The organism is Citrobacter sp. Cu233 (assembly GCF_030332225.1).
Taxonomy (GTDB): domain Bacteria; phylum Pseudomonadota; class Gammaproteobacteria; order Enterobacterales; family Enterobacteriaceae; genus Citrobacter.
Genome location: NZ_JAOWIF010000028.1, coordinates 624,712 through 643,347 on the forward strand (window position 1 = coordinate 624,712; position 18,636 = coordinate 643,347).

Annotated in this window: 17 protein-coding genes; 16 read left to right on the forward strand and 1 reads right to left on the reverse strand. The window is 51.1% G+C overall.

Annotated features, from left to right (window positions below; genetic code table 11):
- Positions 1 to 10: 10 nt before the first annotated feature.
- The 13 genes from lnt to OGX95_RS03845 all read left to right on the forward strand — a co-directional run bounded on the left by lnt (position 11) and on the right by OGX95_RS03845 (position 13,643).
- Positions 11 to 1,549 carry an apolipoprotein N-acyltransferase gene (lnt, locus tag OGX95_RS03785; RefSeq protein ID WP_286628358.1) on the forward strand — a complete coding sequence of 513 codons (1,539 nt, stop codon included), beginning with the start codon at positions 11 to 13 and terminating at the stop codon, positions 1,547 to 1,549.
- A 369-nt stretch (positions 1,550 to 1,918) separates the two neighbouring features.
- On the forward strand, positions 1,919 to 2,827 hold the full coding sequence (gene gltI / locus OGX95_RS03790) for a glutamate/aspartate ABC transporter substrate-binding protein GltI (protein ID WP_286628359.1): 909 nt from the start codon (positions 1,919 to 1,921) through the stop codon (positions 2,825 to 2,827).
- A gap of 162 nt (positions 2,828 to 2,989) precedes the next feature.
- On the forward strand, positions 2,990 to 3,730 hold the full coding sequence (gltJ, locus tag OGX95_RS03795) for a glutamate/aspartate ABC transporter permease GltJ (RefSeq protein ID WP_286628360.1): 741 nt from the start codon (positions 2,990 to 2,992) through the stop codon (positions 3,728 to 3,730).
- Complete coding sequence (gene gltK / locus OGX95_RS03800) at positions 3,730 to 4,404, forward strand: glutamate/aspartate ABC transporter permease GltK (RefSeq protein ID WP_213132011.1); 675 nt, start codon at positions 3,730 to 3,732, stop codon at positions 4,402 to 4,404. Before gltJ ends, gltK begins: the two co-directional genes overlap by 1 nt.
- Complete coding sequence (gene gltL / locus OGX95_RS03805) at positions 4,404 to 5,129, forward strand: glutamate/aspartate ABC transporter ATP-binding protein GltL (RefSeq protein WP_286628361.1); 726 nt, start codon at positions 4,404 to 4,406, stop codon at positions 5,127 to 5,129. Before gltK ends, gltL begins: the two co-directional genes overlap by 1 nt.
- A 325-nt stretch (positions 5,130 to 5,454) precedes the next feature.
- A complete protein-coding gene (locus OGX95_RS03810) occupies positions 5,455 to 6,009 on the forward strand; it encodes a fimbrial protein (RefSeq protein WP_286628362.1) in 555 nt (184 codons plus the stop codon).
- A 398-nt stretch (positions 6,010 to 6,407) separates the two neighbouring features.
- The gene (locus OGX95_RS03815) at positions 6,408 to 6,956 is read left to right on the forward strand and encodes a fimbrial protein (RefSeq protein ID WP_286628363.1); all 549 of its coding nucleotides are present in this window, start codon (positions 6,408 to 6,410) and stop codon (positions 6,954 to 6,956) included.
- A gap of 404 nt (positions 6,957 to 7,360) precedes the next feature.
- Positions 7,361 to 7,903, forward strand: coding sequence for a fimbrial protein (locus OGX95_RS03820; RefSeq protein WP_286628364.1), 543 nt, complete (start codon positions 7,361 to 7,363; stop codon positions 7,901 to 7,903).
- A gap of 163 nt (positions 7,904 to 8,066) precedes the next feature.
- Positions 8,067 to 8,621 carry a fimbrial protein gene (locus OGX95_RS03825; protein WP_286628365.1) on the forward strand — a complete coding sequence of 185 codons (555 nt, stop codon included), beginning with the start codon at positions 8,067 to 8,069 and terminating at the stop codon, positions 8,619 to 8,621.
- A gap of 37 nt (positions 8,622 to 8,658) precedes the next feature.
- Entirely contained in the window at positions 8,659 to 9,339 is a 681-nt protein-coding gene (locus OGX95_RS03830) for a fimbrial biogenesis chaperone (protein ID WP_286628366.1), read from the forward strand.
- A 34-nt stretch (positions 9,340 to 9,373) separates the two neighbouring features.
- Positions 9,374 to 11,959, forward strand: coding sequence for a fimbria/pilus outer membrane usher protein (locus OGX95_RS03835; RefSeq protein ID WP_286628367.1), 2,586 nt, complete (start codon positions 9,374 to 9,376; stop codon positions 11,957 to 11,959).
- Positions 11,959 to 13,008 (forward strand): fimbrial protein, encoded by a 1,050-nt coding sequence (locus OGX95_RS03840; RefSeq protein ID WP_286628368.1) that lies wholly within the window; start codon positions 11,959 to 11,961, stop codon positions 13,006 to 13,008. Before OGX95_RS03835 ends, OGX95_RS03840 begins: the two co-directional genes overlap by 1 nt.
- A 20-nt stretch (positions 13,009 to 13,028) precedes the next feature.
- Positions 13,029 to 13,643: a fimbrial protein gene (locus OGX95_RS03845; RefSeq protein WP_286628369.1), complete on the forward strand. Its 615-nt coding sequence runs from the start codon at positions 13,029 to 13,031 to the stop codon at positions 13,641 to 13,643.
- 52 nt (positions 13,644 to 13,695) lie between these two features.
- Here the strand turns inward: OGX95_RS03845 and OGX95_RS03850 are convergent, their stop codons facing one another.
- Positions 13,696 to 14,178, reverse strand: coding sequence for a zinc ribbon-containing protein (locus tag OGX95_RS03850; RefSeq protein ID WP_286628370.1), 483 nt, complete (start codon positions 14,176 to 14,178; stop codon positions 13,696 to 13,698).
- A gap of 235 nt (positions 14,179 to 14,413) precedes the next feature.
- On the opposite strand from OGX95_RS03850, the gene leuS reads away from it, so the two are divergent.
- From leuS to holA, 3 genes are read left to right on the forward strand one after another with little or no spacing between them, the layout of a single operon-like run.
- Positions 14,414 to 16,996: a leucine--tRNA ligase gene (gene leuS / locus OGX95_RS03855; RefSeq protein WP_286628371.1), complete on the forward strand. Its 2,583-nt coding sequence runs from the start codon at positions 14,414 to 14,416 to the stop codon at positions 16,994 to 16,996.
- Between the two features lie 14 nt (positions 16,997 to 17,010).
- Positions 17,011 to 17,604, forward strand: a complete 594-nt coding sequence (gene lptE, locus OGX95_RS03860) for an LPS assembly lipoprotein LptE (protein ID WP_286628372.1) — start codon at positions 17,011 to 17,013, stop codon at positions 17,602 to 17,604.
- Entirely contained in the window at positions 17,604 to 18,635 is a 1,032-nt protein-coding gene (gene holA / locus OGX95_RS03865; RefSeq protein ID WP_286628373.1) for a DNA polymerase III subunit delta, read from the forward strand. The genes lptE and holA overlap by 1 nt, the downstream gene beginning before the upstream one ends.
- Position 18,636 lies beyond the last annotated feature (1 nt).

Genomic DNA, 18,636 nt, shown 5'->3' on the forward strand with positions numbered 1-18,636 from the left:
CATAGACTACATGGCATTAGCCCCATTAATTGAACGCCAGCGCATTCGCCTGCTGCTGGCGTTATTATTCGGTGCCTGCGGGACGCTGGCGTTCTCTCCGTATGACATCTGGCCCGCCGCGATTATTTCGCTGATGGGTCTGCAGGCCCTCACCCTCAACCGCCGCCCGCTCCAGTCTGCTGCTATTGGCTATTTCTGGGGAATGGGTCTTTTTGGCTCCGGTATCAACTGGGTCTATGTCAGCATTGCACAGTTTGGCGGTATGCCTGGCCCGGTTAACGTGTTTCTTGTGGTACTGCTTGCCGCCTACCTGTCACTTTACACCGGTCTTTTTGCTGGCATTTTGTCGCGTCTGTGGCCGAAAACCAGCTGGATTCGGGTAGCGATTGCCGCGCCGGTTATCTGGCAGATAACTGAATTCCTGCGCGGCTGGGTCCTGACTGGCTTCCCATGGTTGCAGTTTGGCTACAGCCAGATTGATGGCCCGCTGAAAGGGCTTGCACCGGTCATGGGCGTAGAGGCCATCAACTTCCTGTTGATGATAGTCAGCGGCCTGCTGGTGCTGGCGTTAGTCAGCCGTAACTGGCGTCCGCTGGTCGTAGCCGTGATACTTTTCGCACTGCCCTTCCCGCTGCGCTATATCCAGTGGTATACGCTGGAGCCTGAAAAAACCACGCAGGTATCGATGGTGCAAGGCGACATTCCACAGTCACTGAAGTGGGATGAGGGCCAGCTGCTTAACACGCTGAAGATTTACCTTGATGCTACCGAGCAAGAGATGGGTAAATCGCAGCTGATTATCTGGCCGGAGTCTGCAATTCCGGATCTGGAAATTAATCAGCAGCGTTTCCTGAGCATGATGGATGACCTGCTGAAATCCAAAAACAGCACGCTGATCACCGGCATTGTCGATGCTCGCCTCAACAAGCAGAACCGTTACGATACCTACAACACCATCATTACGCTGGGTAAAGACAGCCCGTACCGTTATGACTCGACCAATCGCTATAACAAAAATCACCTCGTCCCATTTGGTGAGTTTGTTCCGCTGGAATCGATTCTGCGCCCGTTAGCACCATTCTTTGATCTGCCGATGTCATCATTCAGCCGTGGGCCATATGTTCAGCCACAGCTCCATGCGCATGGTTTCAAACTGACAGCGGCAATCTGCTACGAAATTATTCTTGGCGAACAGGTACGTGATAACTTCCGCCCGGATACTGACTATCTGCTGACCATCTCTAACGATGCCTGGTTCGGTAAGTCGATCGGTCCGTGGCAGCATTTCCAGATGGCGCGTATGCGTTCTCTGGAGCTGGCACGCCCGCTGCTGCGTAGCACCAATAACGGAATTACCGCGGTGATTGGCCCGCAAGGTGAAATTCAGGCGATGATCCCGCAGTTTACCCGCCAGGTACTGACCACCAGCGTTACGCCAGCCACGGGCTTAACCCCTTATGCGCGAACCGGTAACTGGCCACTGTGGTTGCTTACCGCACTGTTTGGTTTCGCTGCAGTCGTGATGGGCCTGCGCCAGCGTCGTCAATAACCTCTGCTCTCATCATATTGCCGGATGTTGGCGCTCATGCGCCTTCTCCGGCCAACACATTGTCCCCATCTCCCATTCTGGCACGTCTATTGCTTTGTTATACAAGGAAAACACTGTTTTGGCTGAATGTGCAACCTGGTCGCACCAAAGTTGAGCGAAGGTAGCACCTGAAAAGTGCAACAAGATATTTTTGCCCCCAAATGGTGCGGCGCACTTCGCAAAAATAAACAATAACACAGCAAATTCTTTACATTCATCCAAACTAAATGTTAACAAACATATACAAGACTGCACGTTTAAGTAGCAAACAATAACAACATCACAATGGGTATCACTGCGTCACCGGCGCAGACGATAAAGGAGTTGGATATGCAATTACGTAAGCTCGCCACAGCTATGCTGGTTATGGGAATGTCCGCTGGTCTGGCGCACGCAGAAGACGCAGCACCAGCGGCAGGCAGCACGCTGGATAAGATCGCTAAAAATGGCGTAATCGTCGTCGGACACCGTGAATCCTCGGTACCGTTTTCTTACTACGATAATCAGCAAAAAGTGGTCGGCTATTCACAGGATTATTCCAACGCAATTGTTGAAGCTGTGAAGAAAAAGCTGAACAAGCCTGACCTGCAGGTGAAACTGATCCCGATTACCTCCCAGAACCGTATCCCGCTGCTGCAAAATGGCACCTTCGACTTTGAGTGTGGTTCCACCACCAACAACGTTGAGCGCCAGAAGCAAGCGGCTTTCTCTGACACTATTTTCGTTGTCGGCACCCGTCTGCTGGCGAAAAAAGGTGGCGATATCAAAGATTTCCCTGATCTGAAAGGGAAAGCGGTCGTCGTCACTTCCGGTACCACCTCAGAAGTGCTGCTGCACAAACTGAATGAAGAACAAAAAATGGATATGCGCATCATCAGCGCGAAAGACCACGGTGACTCTTTCCGCACCCTGGAAAGCGGTCGCGCCGTTGCTTTTATGATGGATGACGCACTGCTGGCCGGCGAGCGCGCGAAAGCGAAGAAACCGGACAACTGGGAGATCGTTGGCAAGCCGCAATCTCAGGAAGCTTACGGTTGTATGCTGCGTAAAGACGATGCTGAATTCAAGAAGCTGATGGATGACACCATTGCTCAGGCTCAGACTTCAGGCGAGGCGGAAAAATGGTTTGATAAGTGGTTTAAAAACCCCATTCCCCCGAAAAACCTGAACATGAATTTCGAACTGTCAGACGAAATGAAGGCTCTGTTCAAGTCACCGAATGATAAAGCGCTTAACTAACTAAAATAAATGGGGCGAGTTCACCTTGCCCTCTCGATTGTTACTTGGCACGGACAGACTATAAGCCTGATGGTCGTTCCCCATCAGGCCTGAAAACCGCTAAACGCTGAATAACAATCTTCGAGGGTAGCGCTGCTACCCTTTTTTTTCTGGAGTAGATTTATGTCTATAGACTGGAACTGGGGTATTTTTTTACAACAGGCCCCGTTCGGCAACACCACCTATCTTGGCTGGCTCTGGAGCGGTTTCCAGGTCACTGTCGCATTATCCATCACCGCCTGGATTATCGCTTTCCTGGTGGGTTCGTTATTCGGCATCTTACGTACCGTTCCGAACCGTTTCCTTTCCGGACTGGGTACGCTGTATGTCGAGCTTTTTCGTAACGTACCGCTGATCGTTCAATTTTTTACCTGGTACCTGGTCGTACCTGAGCTACTGCCGGAAAACATTGGCATGTGGTTTAAGTCAGAGCTGGACCCTAACATCCAGTTCTTCCTTTCATCCATGATTTGTCTGGGGCTGTTTACCGCCGCCCGCGTCTGTGAGCAGGTGCGTGCCGCAATTCAGTCACTGCCTCGCGGACAGAAAAACGCCGCACTGGCGATGGGGCTAACGCTGCCACAGGCCTACCGCTATGTTTTGCTGCCAAACGCCTACCGCGTGATTGTGCCGCCAATGACCTCAGAGATGATGAACCTGGTCAAAAACTCCGCCATCGCTTCGACTATCGGTCTGGTTGATATGGCGGCGCAGGCAGGCAAACTGCTGGATTACTCTGCCCACGCATGGGAATCGTTTACCGCCATTACCCTGGCCTACGTACTGATTAACGCCTTTATTATGCTGGTGATGAATCTTGTCGAACGTAAAATCCGCCTGCCTGGCAACATAGGAGGCAAATAATGTACGAATTTGACTGGAGTTCAATTGTCCCTTCCCTGCCATATCTGCTGGATGGGCTGCTTATCACGCTGAAAATCACCGTTACGGCTGTCATCATCGGCATCGTCTGGGGAACCCTCCTCGCGGTCATGCGTCTGTCCAGCTTCGCGCCAATTGCCTGGTTTGCGAAAATATACGTTAACGTATTCCGCTCCATTCCGCTGGTGATGGTACTGCTATGGTTCTACCTGATTGTTCCAGGCTTCCTGCAAAACGTATTAGGCCTGTCGCCGAAAACCGATATTCGCCTGATCTCAGCAATGGTCGCGTTTTCGATGTTCGAAGCTGCCTACTACTCGGAGATTATCCGTGCAGGGATCCAGAGTATTTCCCGTGGGCAGTCCAGCGCGGCACTGGCACTGGGGATGACCCACTGGCAATCGATGAAGCTCATCATATTGCCACAGGCATTTCGCGCCATGGTGCCGTTGCTGCTCACCCAGGGCATAGTCCTGTTCCAGGATACCTCGCTGGTTTACGTATTGAGTCTGGCAGATTTCTTCCGCACCGCCTCCACCATTGGCGAGCGTGACGGCACACAGGTTGAAATGATCCTGTTTGCTGGCGCCGTCTATTTTGTATTCAGTCTGAGCGCATCGTTGTTGGTCAGCTATTTGAAGAAAAGGACAGTTTAATGATTACCCTGAAAAATGTTTCGAAATGGTATGGTCACTTTCAGGTGCTGACCGACTGCTCCACAGAAGTGAAAAAAGGTGAAGTGGTGGTGGTCTGCGGCCCGTCAGGTTCCGGTAAATCAACGCTGATTAAAACGGTAAACGGTCTGGAACCTGTACAGCAGGGTGTCATCACCGTGGATGGCACCGTTGTAAATGACAAAAAAACCGATCTGGCAAAACTACGTTCCCGTGTCGGTATGGTGTTCCAGCACTTTGAACTGTTCCCACATCTGTCGATCATAGAAAACCTGACGCTGGCCCAGGTAAAAGTGCTCAAACGCGATAAAGCACCTGCGCGTGCAAAAGCGCAAAAACTGCTTGAACGCGTCGGTCTGGCGGCGCATGCCGAGAAGTTTCCGGCACAACTCTCAGGTGGTCAGCAACAACGTGTCGCTATCGCCCGGGCACTGTGTATGGATCCTATCGCCATGCTGTTTGACGAGCCGACGTCCGCACTGGACCCCGAAATGATCAACGAAGTACTGGACGTTATGGTTGAGCTGGCCAATGAAGGGATGACCATGATGGTGGTTACCCACGAAATGGGCTTTGCGCGGAAAGTGGCGAACCGGGTGATCTTTATGGACGAGGGGAAAATCGTTGAAGACTCGGAAAAAGAGGCCTTCTTCGCCAACCCGAAATCAGATCGTGCCAAAGACTTCCTGGCCAAAATTCTGCACTGATTTTTTTCGCGCACGCGGCAACGTGTGCGCCTTTTCGTGCAAAGATATCGCACCTCCGTACGGCTAAGTACAAGTGAATAATAAAGAAACGGGGTAAGCGTTAACCAGATCAATATTATCCAAAAATGAATAACCTTCGGTAATAATACTAACCATAGTCGCACCATGTATTATTCTTTCACCCACTTCTTTTTTTAGACTCCACATTCCTTTTAAAAATGTTATTATAGTCACGCTGTAAAAAATGAATTATTGGTTATATCAATACGCGGTCGCTATTGAATACTTTGCGAAATAATTTATTTTTTATTACATGGAGAATTTTATGAAAAAGGTATTTTTAGCCGCTGCAGTGATGGCTGCGCTGGCCTCCACCAGCGTGATGGCAGAGACCCTTACCATTGACGGCGAACTGCTTGAAAAAGGCTGCATTATTGGTAAAAACGGTAATGCGGATATTAATCTGAATAAAATCACCGTTGCTGAAGTCACAAATGCGGGTATCGGCACTAAATTCGCGGAAAAAGCGGCATCATTTAATATTCACAACTGCCCGAACTATGGTATCGCAATCACATTCCGTGGAGATATTCACCCAACGGATCCTGAGGCCATCGTCAACGACATTAAACCGTCCGGTGATGTTGTTGCACATTATATGGTAGACAATAGTGATAATATGAGCCTTCTGAACCTGAATGGGGGAATAACTCTGTCAGCAGAATATACTCCAGAAGAGCATAAAAAAGCGCTATCAGATGAAGGTTATGACTATCCCGTAATCGTGGGCTACAAAAAGGTCGCTGACGTGCAGTCCGGTGTCTCGCCCGCCGGTCTGACGCGTTCCGTCGTAACACTGGATATCACTTATTACCAGTAATCGACACTGTATGATACCAGTCTAATTAATCACCACCTCCTTCGGAGGTGGTTTATCTCTTATTGTGTTCTTCACTATCTGCGCACTCAAAGCTAAATAAATTCTTAAAAAAACCGCCCCCGCAATAAACAGAAACTTGCATCCTGCCATAAAAAACAAGGATAGCCTTATTTTTATCATATTTTCCTTAATTTCACATGCTAAGCACCACTAATAATTAAATTAATTCCATGAATAATTGTGCACGCTATGCTAATGTACAATTGTATCGCCTATACCTGCCCGCCATGATTAATGTTATTATACCTCGAGCTAAAAATGGATTATTGATTATATCAATGAGCGATCTAAATATAATACTTTGCAGCAATAATTCATTATTTAAACATGGAGTTTATATGAAAAAGGTATTTTTAGCTGCAGCGGTTATGGCTACATTGGTCTCTGGCAGCGCCATGGCCGAGAGCATCACCATTAATGGCGATATGATCGAAGAAGGTTGCAAATTCGGCAACAACGGCAAGGCCGATATCACGCTGAACAAACTCGCCTCGAAAGATGTACAAGCGGCGCCGCTGGGCAGCGAACTGCTGAACCAGGCGGATAGTTTTAAGATCAGCAACTGCCCAACCTACGACGTGCGCCTTGAATTTAGGGCGCAGGCACCAGACGGTTACCCGGGCGCCATCGTCAACACCGATGTGAACGGTGAATATATCGCCCACTTCCTGAGAGACGGCCGTGACTCGGAATACAAATCGCTGGCTGACCCAGATTCCAACCGTGTTTATCTGGCTAAAGCTGCAGCCGCAGCAGCACAAAGCCCGGAGGGGTATCAGTACCCGGTGCTGGCAGGTTATACCAAAATTAAAGAGGTGGGGAGTGGCGTATCTATTGCCGGTCCAACTAGCTCAACGATTGACCTCAGTATCACCTACGTTCAGTAATTCCCCCTTCGATTAGTACTGCATCGCCGGGTGTTTTCTCCTGAGTCAGGAAAAACGCCCGGCATTTTATTTTCCAGCAACGCATCTCTTCTAAATAAATTCCTAAAATCTTCCGCGTAATAGCATAACTGGAAACCTGCTTCTTGCAGTTCCATACGATTTTAATTATATATTCACTGTTTTATCGTGCCAGAAAGACACAAACAGGCGTTATTCATCACCCTGATTAATATCATTCAATATTTACAAGAACGCCCATCGCCCATCTTTTTTAAAAATATATTTTCAGATCCTCTGATATTGTATTATCCCCCCGCAAAGTATCAGGCGTTGATCGCAGTAATCATAATCTATTCATTTAGTGCACAACCTCAATTAGTATTTTTATCTAAATGGAGTTTTACATGAAAAAGGTATTTTTAGCCGCAGCCGTCATGGCCGCTCTGGCATCCGGTAGCGTAATAGCCGAAACCATCACAATTAATGGTGAAGTGATTGAAAAAGGCTGCGAGTTCGGCACTAACAACAACGCAGATATCTCGCTGAATAAAATCACCGTACAGCAGGCAAAAGTGGCGGCTATCGGCGCTCACCTGGGCAACCAGAATGACCATTTCAAACTGACAAACTGCCCGAATTACAACATTTATGTTCAGTTTGTTGCTGACACCGTCGACGGCAACGCAGACGCTATCGTCAACTCCAAAGCACCGTCCAACACCGTTTTGGCCCACTACCTGTACAACGGCACGAACACCGCCTCGCTGAGCAATACGACTCAGATCATTGAGCATGGTACTGCGGAAGCAACTGCGGCGCAGAGTGCTGTTGGCTATCTATTCCCGCTTAACGTCGGCTACACCAAAATTGGCGAAGTTGACGATCAGTCCTCTCCGGCTGGCCCGACCGAGTCTGTTGTTACGCTGAATATCACCTACAAAGATTAATTCTCAGTGAGAGTTTATCACGCGTAGCCAACATCTCCCCTGTGGGGGAGATGTTGTTATACCGAATTTAACCAGCCACCGCGCTGCATCACGATAAATAATCGAAATCAGCATTGCGGAGTTTGGCAAATTTAACCACAAGGCAGGGAGAATAAACGGGCTGATGAAAACTCGGAACACGATAATTGTGACGCTTATTCCTCTGGCGCTGGCCTGCTCGTTATCGGCATGGGCCGATACCGCAAAAACCTGGGGCACAAAACTGACGATCACAGCGTCACTGGTGAATTCTGCCTGTAAGGTCACCATTGAGGGCGGTTCTGGGATCAACCTCAGTCCCGTCACGGTAAAGGATATCCTGAGCGTTGCATTCGGCGCGCCGGTTCCCTCGGCGACCAAAATCGTTAACGTCACGCTCGAGCAATGTGAAGATGCCCAATATGCTCTGCGCTTTACCGGTCCCGATGGCGGTTTCCCCGAGGCCCTGGCAAATGAGCTCGAAGATGGCGCTAAAGGGGTGGGACACTATCTGAAATATATCGATCCCAGCGCTGCCTTTTACCCTAACAACACATTTCTCGGCGACGGTAGAACATCATCGGCAAAAAAGCAATCGACATTCACCTTTCAGCTTGAGGCCGGTTATATACGGCTGGCTGATGCGGTCACCAGCGGGAAAACCAGCACCACGGTCACGCTCGACGTTATGCAAAATTAATTCAGGACAGATTATTTAAGTACTAAGGATTTAAGTTATGAATGGAATTCAAAAAAACATTGTCGGTTTATTACTGGGTTTCTTCACGATGTCCAGCGCATCGGCCAGCGTATCGCTGATGGGTACGCGCGTGATCTATGATGGCGCAAAGAAAGAAGCCTCGGTTCAGCTCGAAAACCCGGATAAAACCCCCTATCTGGTACAGTCCTGGGTCAATATGCCTGATGGTGCGAAAGATAAAAAAGCGCCATTTGTTATTACGCCGCCGCTCTTTCGTCTCGACCCTCAGCAGAAAAACGTGCTGCGTATTATTCTCACCAGCCCGCTGCCGGAAGATAAAGAGTCGCTATTCTGGCTAAACGTAAAAGGTATTCCCGGCGGTCCTACCGGCGATAACAGCATCCAGATTGCGGTCAATACTGTCGTCAAGCTGATTTACCGCCCGAAATCACTCGGTCACTCCATCCCAACCGATCACAAAGATCAGTTGACCTGGCAGCGTTCCGGAATCCAGCTCCAGGTCTCTAATGCCTCACCTTATTACATCAATTTTGGCCGCATTAGCGTGGCCGGGAAAAAACTGGAAAAAGTCACTTACGTCGCACCTGGCAGCGTGGCGCACTTCGACCTCCCAAAAGACGTGACAGGCGGCGATGTTGCTTTCGCCATCATTAACGACCAGGGCGGCGTGAGCAAAGATTTCCATGCGCACATTTAAATAAAACGTTATCAGCTTAACATGGATGATGTAGATGATTATAGCGGCAGAACCCTCCCCCTTTCGCCTTAGCCGTCTGGCGTCCGGAGTCATCTTAGCCTGTGGGCTTTATACTTCGCTAGCCGTTGCAGTCGAGCCGCAAAAGCCAGCGGAGTCGGCCAACGCCACAGCGGCGACTCCCTATTTCAACCCAGCGTTTTTTAAGCATTCGGGGGCGGGCAACGGTGAAGCGCCCGTCGATTTGTCCTTATTCGAAAAAGGCGGGCAGGCACCAGGATCCTACCGTGTCGATATTTTCGTCAACAAACGTCGGGCAGAAACTCAGGACATTAACTTCAGCCTTGACGATCACGGCCAATTAGTTCCCTGTCTGAGCATGGCCCAGTTGAAAAAATATGGCGTGAATACCTCCGCTTATCCGAAGTTGCTTATCAAAGACAGCAGTTGCGCCAACATCGCGGCTATTGATCGCTTCAATACATTTTTTGACTTCAACAAACAGCAGTTGCAAATCAGTATCCCTCAGGCGGCGCTAGCCAACGATGTACGCGGGTATATTCCGCCAGAAGACTGGGATGAAGGGATTAACGCCGTTATTCTCAACTACGATTTTACCGGTGATCAAACCCGCCAGCGCCACGGCGGCGGCAGCTCGGACACCCAGTATGCTAACCTACGTCCCGGAATAAATATCGGCGCGTGGCGTATCCGCACCTACTCTACGTGGAACCGCAACGACGATGGTGAAAGCTCGTGGGATACGGCCTACACCTATGCTCAGCGCGATATTCCGGCCTGGGGCAGCCAGCTTACGCTGGGAGAAAGTACCACCAATGCCGATATTTTCGACGGAGTGCCCTTTACCGGCGTGCAGTTGGAAACCGACGATAGCATGCGCCCTGATTCACTGCGCGGCTATGCGCCTGTCGTTGAAGGCGTTGCGCGCACCAACGCGCAGATTATCATTCGCCAGAATAATTACGTGATTTATCAAAACTATGTTTCTGCGGGCGCATTTTCCATTAAGGATCTTTACTCTACCGGCGGCTCCGGCGATCTCTATGTCACGGTAAAGGAACAAGATGGCTCAGAGCAGCATTTTATTGTGCCCTACGCCTCGCTCACCAACCTGCAACGTCAGGGTACAATTGATTACGCTATCACCACCGGGCGCTATCGCCCGGATGATGGCAGCGTGGATGAAACACCGTTCACTCAGGTTTCTGCCAGCTATGGTTTACCCTGGAACTTAACCATCTACGGCGGCGGGCAGTTCGCCAGTCACTACCAGTCATTGGCGATTGGGCTCGGGAAAAATATGGGCAACTGGGGGGCGCTCTCCGCCGATGTCACGCAGTCATGGGCGACCCCGGAAGAACCAATTAACGGCGATGTGAAAGAAAGAGGTCAGTCGTGGCGGCTTCGTTACAGTAAATCAATCCTCGAAACCGGTACCACCTTCACCATGGCTGGCTATCGCTATAACAGCGACGGTTACTTTGAGATGGCGGACATTCTTGATACCTACGGCAATAAAGATAATCTGCCCGACCGCCAGCGTAACCGCTGGGAATTAAGCTTGAGCCAACCGTTAGGCCCGGGTTTCGGATCAATTTCCGGCTCGCTGGTGCGGGAAGATTACTGGAATACCAACCAGCAGATGGACTCATGGCGAATAAGCTGGAACAACCACTGGCGAGCCGTCAGCTATAGCCTGAGCTACAGCTACAACAAAAACACCCAGTCTTACGACAACAGTGAACGCTACGATAAAGACGAAGTGTTCTCGCTCAGCATTTCCGTACCGCTGGACAAACTGCTGCCGCGCGCCTGGCTTTCTTATAACCTCAACGCGACCAAAGGCGGCGACACCGTTCACTCCACCACGCTGAACGGTTATGCCCTCGAAGGCAATGCGCTTAACTGGAGCGTCCAGCAAGGCTATACCCAGAGCGACGAGGATGACAACAGCTATAACGGCAGCCTGCGCGCCACCTATAACGGCACCTACGGCACGCTGCAAGGCGGCTATAGCTATGATGACGACTCAGAACGTACCGATTACGGTTTATCCGGCGCGCTGATTGCTCACCGCAATGGCGTTACCCTGGCCCAGGAGTTAGGTGAAACCAACGCGCTCATCAAAATCCCGGAGGCTTCCGGCGTGCGGGTAGTTAACCGTGATGGCGTAAGCACCGACTTCCGTGGTTACACCATTGTCAATAACCTGACACCCTACCGTGAAAACGAAGTGAATCTGGACACGGAAACCCTGCCCACTGATGTCGACCTGCAGGATACCAACCGTATGCTGGTGCCAACGCGCGGCGCGCTGGTTCGTGCCGAATATGGTGCTAACGTTGGGGAAAGAGCACTTATTACCCTCCGGCGTCCCGATGGCAGTGTGGTGCCGTTTGGCGCAATTGTGACGCCAGAAGGCGGAACCGACGGTCAGAGCGGTATTGTCGCGAGCGACGGCGAGGTCTACCTCGGCGGGCTAAGTGACAACACCACGCTGGTGGCTCTGTGGGGAAATAACCAGACCTGCCGCTTCGTTTATCACAGTGCAGAGGCCCCTTCCGCCGTCGGTGTGAACATGGTTCAAGGAGAATGCAAATAATGAGAAGAAAGCTATTTTTGCTGCTGACCGGCGTACTGGTCGCGCTCTGGTCTCAGACCGGGCTAGCCTGGTGCGGAATATCGAACAACGGCACCGGCTATGGTCAAGTTTTTAACAGCAATGTCATACTCAACCAGCATCTCCCAGGTGAGGTGATAGAGAATTATAACCCTATGAGTGACGTATTCGTCATATGTAACAACGACGGTGGGTGGTTTGAATTAAGCATAACAGGAGCGCTGGTTCCAGCCTCTATTGGTAACGGCGTAATAAAAACCGATATTGATTTCATCGGCGTATCTATCACTGCCAAGGTGCTGAATGCCAATGCCAGCGGCTTAGCTTCAACCGTATTAACTGACGGCTCGTTCACCACCCGCCGTTGGGATATTCCTCGAATCAGTGGTTCCGAGTCTGACCTGCGTGCTTATAGAGTTGCAGAATTGGCTTCATATCAGTTTTGGGCTATCGGCCCGGAAGATCCCAAATCAGGCCGTTTCGGTACCAGAGATATTGTTACATTAACCGCAAGTGGTGGTGGCGATTACCCCGTTAACGATAAACAGGTCATTTTTGGATTCGGCAACAGGGCTACCGCCATAGCCAGCTGCTATATAGACACTTCTGCGTTGTATTTTGCCATGCCAGAAACCAAAACAACTGCCTTCAAAGAGCCCGGGCTCCTCAAAGCATCAGGAGAGCAACAAACTACACGCGGCGGTATCAACTGCGATCGAGACGTCAACGTGCAATTCACGCTTAGCGCAACGGATACCGTTCCAGGGCTGTCCAATGTCCTGGCGCCAGAACCGGGAGGAGCAGAGGGAGTCGGCGCAACCTTCAGATACCATTTTAATGATGCCGATGGCGGAGGCAAAAGCGAACCACGCGATCTGACGTTAGCCGAATCTTTTAATCTGCTTGATGGCCCGACAGGCAAGGTCAGACGAACCTATTTTTATCTTACGGCCTACTACTATCGTTTTGGAGAAGAGGTGAAAGCAGGCCATTTCCGTTCAACCGCCACTCTGAATGTCCATGTTCAATAGCGTGCAGAGGGAACGCCACTATGTTTACATTATTAATTCAGCGCTATGGGATTGCTGGACTGCTTTTTTGTGCAGGTCTCAGCCATCCATGGGGGGCTCTGGCGAAAAGCAGGATAGATGCCGGATCACCGGACTTTAATATCTCCATCACCGTTGAAGGCGATATCGTTCCGGACTGTACCCTGAGCACACAATTTCCGGAAGCCACCATCAATATGGGAACCGTGCAATTGGTCCCTGACGGTAAGGACTTCCCGGAGAAGCCTATGACTTCACCCACTATCATTTTCAGCGGGGACTGCCTCAGGACCAGCGGTGCTTATATCAGCGTTGATGGCGACGCCACCAGCGACGCCAACAGCAGCATCTTCCTGAATAATCTTTCGGGTGAGGGCGCAGCCGAGGGCGTGGGCGCCTATGTATCTATGTACACCACATACAGTAAAGGCACCAACGGCACGTTTGAGCACATTAAATCCGGCGAAAAATACCCGCTACAGTCAGCAGCAGATATCGGTGCAGACGACACGTTATCCCTCGACTTTAGCGCCCAGCTGGTGTACCTGCAAAACGCTGCGGCCGCTACGTCGGGGAACTATCAGTCGGTCATCACCATTAACCTGATGATCCCTTAAACATTTCTTCATCGATACGGCCCGCATTTCATCGGGCCGCTTTTCTGCAACATTACGGCTCAAACGGTCGGCGCTGGAACTGGTCATGCCCGCATTTCGGACACAACGGCAGCACGTCCGGTGTGTAAACGGCTAAATGGAAGTGACACTTCTCGCACACCAGATTGCCCAGCCCCACCACTTCACCACTGTGGTAAACCCCATGGTGACTGAGATCCTGAAACACTTCGCGCCATTCAAGCTGGGTTTTATCAGTAATATCGGCCAGCTCCTGCCAGATACTCTCTTTAATCACCCGCATAAAGACGCTGTCAGTCTCCTCGTCGAGACTCTCTTCATAACTCAGCGCAAACTCTTCGAGGTCGCGTCTGACGGCCCTTGTGAGTTCTTCCACCTCGGTTCGCGTTAACTCCCCGGTCTGCAAAACTCGCTGACGAGCCTGGTCCACCAGCGCATCAATATCGCGTTCGCCATTACGCAGACGTTCGCTGAGTGACGTCACCAGTTCACGGTAATATTGAGCAACCTTGTTCATCGCTTCGCCTCCTGGGTTGTTAACTGTCTATAATAATAGACGTTATTTACGCTACGCTTTGCAAGACTGCCCACAGAGTGTGTAAATTCGTGCAAGAATTATCCTTGCGGGAATTCAACGCTGAATGCGCGAAAGGCTGTTTTGACGCGGGCGTTTGGGCTATGCTATGCGGATCTGAAACACCACATCTAGAGCTACGTTTGTAGCTGTATTGAAAACAGGACCACTGGCTGCCATGCAAGAGCAATACCGCCCGGAAGAGATAGAATCCAAAGTACAGCTTCACTGGGATGAGAAGCGCACATTTGAAGTGACCGAAGACGAGAGCAAAGAGAAGTATTACTGCCTGTCTATGCTTCCCTATCCTTCTGGTCGACTACACATGGGCCACGTACGTAACTACACCATCGGTGACGTGATCGCCCGCTATCAGCGTATGTTGGGCAAAAACGTACTGCAGCCCATTGGCTGGGATGCGTTCGGTCTGCCGGCGGAAGGCGCTGCGGTTAAAAACAACACCGCTCCAGCGCCGTGGACGTACGACAACATCGCTTACATGAAAAACCAGCTCAAAATGCTGGGCTTTGGTTACGACTGGAGCCGCGAGCTGGCAACCTGCACCCCGGAATATTACCGTTGGGAGCAAAAGTTCTTCACCGAACTGTACAAAAAAGGTCTGGTATACAAGAAAACCTCTGCGGTGAACTGGTGCCCTAACGACCAGACCGTACTGGCAAATGAACAGGTTATCGACGGTTGCTGCTGGCGCTGCGACACCAAAGTTGAGCGTAAAGAGATCCCTCAGTGGTTCATCAAAATCACCGCTTATGCTGACGAACTGCTGCGTGATCTGGATAATCTGGATCACTGGCCTGACACCGTGAAAACGATGCAGCGTAACTGGATCGGTCGTTCTGAAGGTGTAGAGATCACCTTTGATGTCAACGGCTATGACAATACGCTGACCGTTTACACCACTCGTCCGGACACCTTTATGGGTGCCACTTACCTTGCTGTTGCGGCAGGCCACCCACTGGCGCAAAAAGCAGCGGCAAATAACCCGGAGCTGGCAGCATTTATCGATGAATGCCGCAACACCAAGGTTGCTGAAGCTGAAATGGCGACCATGGAGAAGAAAGGTGTCGACACTGGCTTTAAAGCCGTTCACCCGCTGACCGGCGAAGAGATCCCGGTTTGGGCAGCAAACTTTGTCCTGATGGAATACGGTACGGGTGCAGTTATGGCCGTTCCGGGCCACGATCAACGCGACTACGAGTTTGCAACTAAATATGGTCTGAGCATTAAGCCAGTTATTCTGGCCGCTGACGGCTCAGAGCCGGACCTGTCTGAGCAGGCACTGACTGAAAAAGGCGTCCTGTTTAACTCCGGCGAGTTTGACGGTCTGTCTTTCGAAGCCGCCTTTAACGCCATTGCCGACAAGCTGGTCGAAAAAGGTGTGGGGGAGCGAAAAGTTAACTACCGTCTGCGCGACTGGGGCGTTTCCCGCCAGCGTTACTGGGGTGCGCCAATCCCGATGGTCACGCTGGAAGATGGCACAGTACTGCCAACACCAGAAGATCAACTGCCGGTGATTCTGCCAGAAGATGTCGTCATGGATGGCATCACCAGCCCAATTAAAGCCGATCCTGAGTGGGCAAAAACCACCGTTAACGGCATGCCGGCACTGCGCGAGACCGACACCTTCGATACCTTCATGGAATCCTCCTGGTACTACGCGCGCTATACCTGCCCGCAGTACAACGAAGGCATGCTGGATCCGGAAGCGGCAAACTACTGGCTGCCGGTTGATATCTACATTGGTGGTATTGAACACGCCATCATGCACCTGCTCTACTTCCGCTTCTTCCACAAACTGATGCGCGACGCGGGCATGGTGAACTCTGACGAACCGGCTAAACAGCTGCTGTGCCAGGGTATGGTGCTGGCAGATGCGTTCTACTACGTTGGCGCAAACGGCGAGCGTAACTGGGTTTCTCCGGTTGATGCGATCGTTGAACGCGACGAGAAAGGCCGTATCGTTAAGGCGCAGGATGCCGAAGGTCATGAACTGGTGTATACCGGCATGAGCAAAATGTCCAAGTCGAAAAATAACGGTATCGACCCGCAGGTAATGGTTGAACGTTACGGTGCCGATACCGTGCGTCTGTTCATGATGTTTGCCTCTCCGGCTGATATGACGCTCGAATGGCAAGAATCTGGCGTAGAAGGGGCAAACCGCTTCCTGAAACGTGTCTGGAAACTGGTTTACGAGCACACCACCAAAGGTGATGTGGCTGCACTGAACGTTGATGCATTGAGCGAAGACCAAAAAACGCTGCGTCGTGACGTGCACAAAACTATCGCCAAAGTGACCGATGATATCGGCCGCCGTCAGACCTTTAACACCGCGATTGCGGCAATTATGGAACTGATGAACAAGCTGGCAAAAGCACCGCAGGAAGACGAACAGGACAGAGCCCTGATGCAGGAAGCGCTGTTGGCCGTTGTGCGTATGCTTAACCCGTTCACCCCACACGTTTGCTTCACCTTGTGGCAAGCGCTGAAAGGCGAAGGCGATATCGACAATGCACCGTGGCCTGTTGCTGACGAAAGCGCAATGGTCGAAGACTCTACGCTGGTAGTGGTTCAGGTCAACGGCAAAGTCCGTGGTAAAATTACCGTCCCGGTAAACGCCACTGAAGAGCAGGTTCGTGAACGTGCTGGCCAGGAGCATCTGGTGGCAAAATATCTTGATGGCGTTACCGTACGTAAAGTGATTTATGTACCGGGTAAACTCCTCAATCTGGTCGTTGGCTAAGCGCGGGAGGAAGCGTGCGACATCTGACAACATTGTTGTTATCCCTGGTGGTGCTTGTCACCGCCGGGTGTGGCTGGCATCTGCGTAGTACTACGCAGGTTCCCCCCACGATGAAAACCATGATTCTGGTCACGGGTGATCCGAACGGCCCGTTAAGCCGTGCGGTACGTAATCAGCTGCGTTTGAATGGCGTTACACTGCTGGAAGACAGCTCAACGCGCAAAGACGTTCCGTCCTTACGCCTTGGTGCAGTCAGCATTTCGCAGGATACCGCGTCCGTGTTCCAGAACGGTCAAACCGCTGAATACCAGATGGTGATGTCTGTTAGTGCCTCAGTCCTGATCCCGGGCCATGATATTTACCCGATCAGCGCTAAAGTCTATCGTTCATTCTTCGACAACCCGCAAGCGGCACTGGCGAAGGATAACGAGCAGGAGATAATCGTTAAAGAGATGTACGACAAGGCGGCCGAGCAGTTGATTCGTAAACTGCCAAGCGTACATATTGCTGATGTTCAGTCATCCAGTGATGGCGTTGAACCTGCAGTGAAAACAGCAGCGCCAGCGCCCTCCTCTCCGGCACATGTTTCCACCACCCTGGGTAACTGATGCTCAAGTTGTACCCTGAACAACTCCGCGCACAGCTCAACGAAGGGCTGCGCGCGGCGTATTTATTACTGGGCAATGATCCCCTGCAGTTGCAAGAGAGCCAGGACATCGTCCGTATGGCTGCCGCCGCGCAAGGGTTCGAAGAACACCATACGTTCACCCTCGATAACAGCACCGACTGGGGCGCAATCTTTTCCCTTTGCCAGGCGATGAGCCTGTTTGCCAACCGTCAAACGCTACTCCTGCAACTGCCAGAAAATGGCCCCAATGCCGCCATTAACGAACAACTTGCCTCGCTCGTCACGCTGCTACATGACGATCTGCTGCTTATTGTTCGTGGTAACAAGCTGACCAAAGCACAGGAAAACGCCGCATGGTATTCCGGACTGGCCAATAACGCGGTGCTGGTCAGTTGCCAGACACCTGAACAGGCACAGCTTCCGCGCTGGGTAGCCGCAAGGGCGAAACATCATAATCTGCAACTGGATGACGCCGCCAACCAGCTCTTATGCTATTGCTACGAAGGTAATCTGTTAGCGTTAGCGCAGGCACTGGAGCGGCTCTCACTACTTTGGCCTGACGGTAAATTAACGCTGCCTCGTGTAGAGCAAGCCGTTAATGATGCCGCGCACTTTACTCCCTTCCACTGGGTGGATGCACTGCTGATGGGCAAAAGCAAGCGCGCGCTGCATATTCTGCAACAGCTTCGTCTTGAAGGCAGTGAACCCGTTATTTTGTTACGTACTCTGCAGCGGGAATTATTACTGCTGGTGAATCTGAAACGGCAGTCGGCCCATACCCCATTACGGGCATTGTTTGACAAACATCGGGTATGGCAAAATCGCCGGGGCATGATGGGAGAAGCGTTAAACCGACTGACTCCCACGCAGTTACGTCAGGCAGTCACGCTGTTAACACGTACGGAAATTACGCTTAAACAAGACTATGGTCAGTTAGTGTGGGCGGAGCTTGAGGGACTTTCCCTGTTGCTTTGCCATAAATCACTGGCAGATGTTTTTATTGATGGTTGAT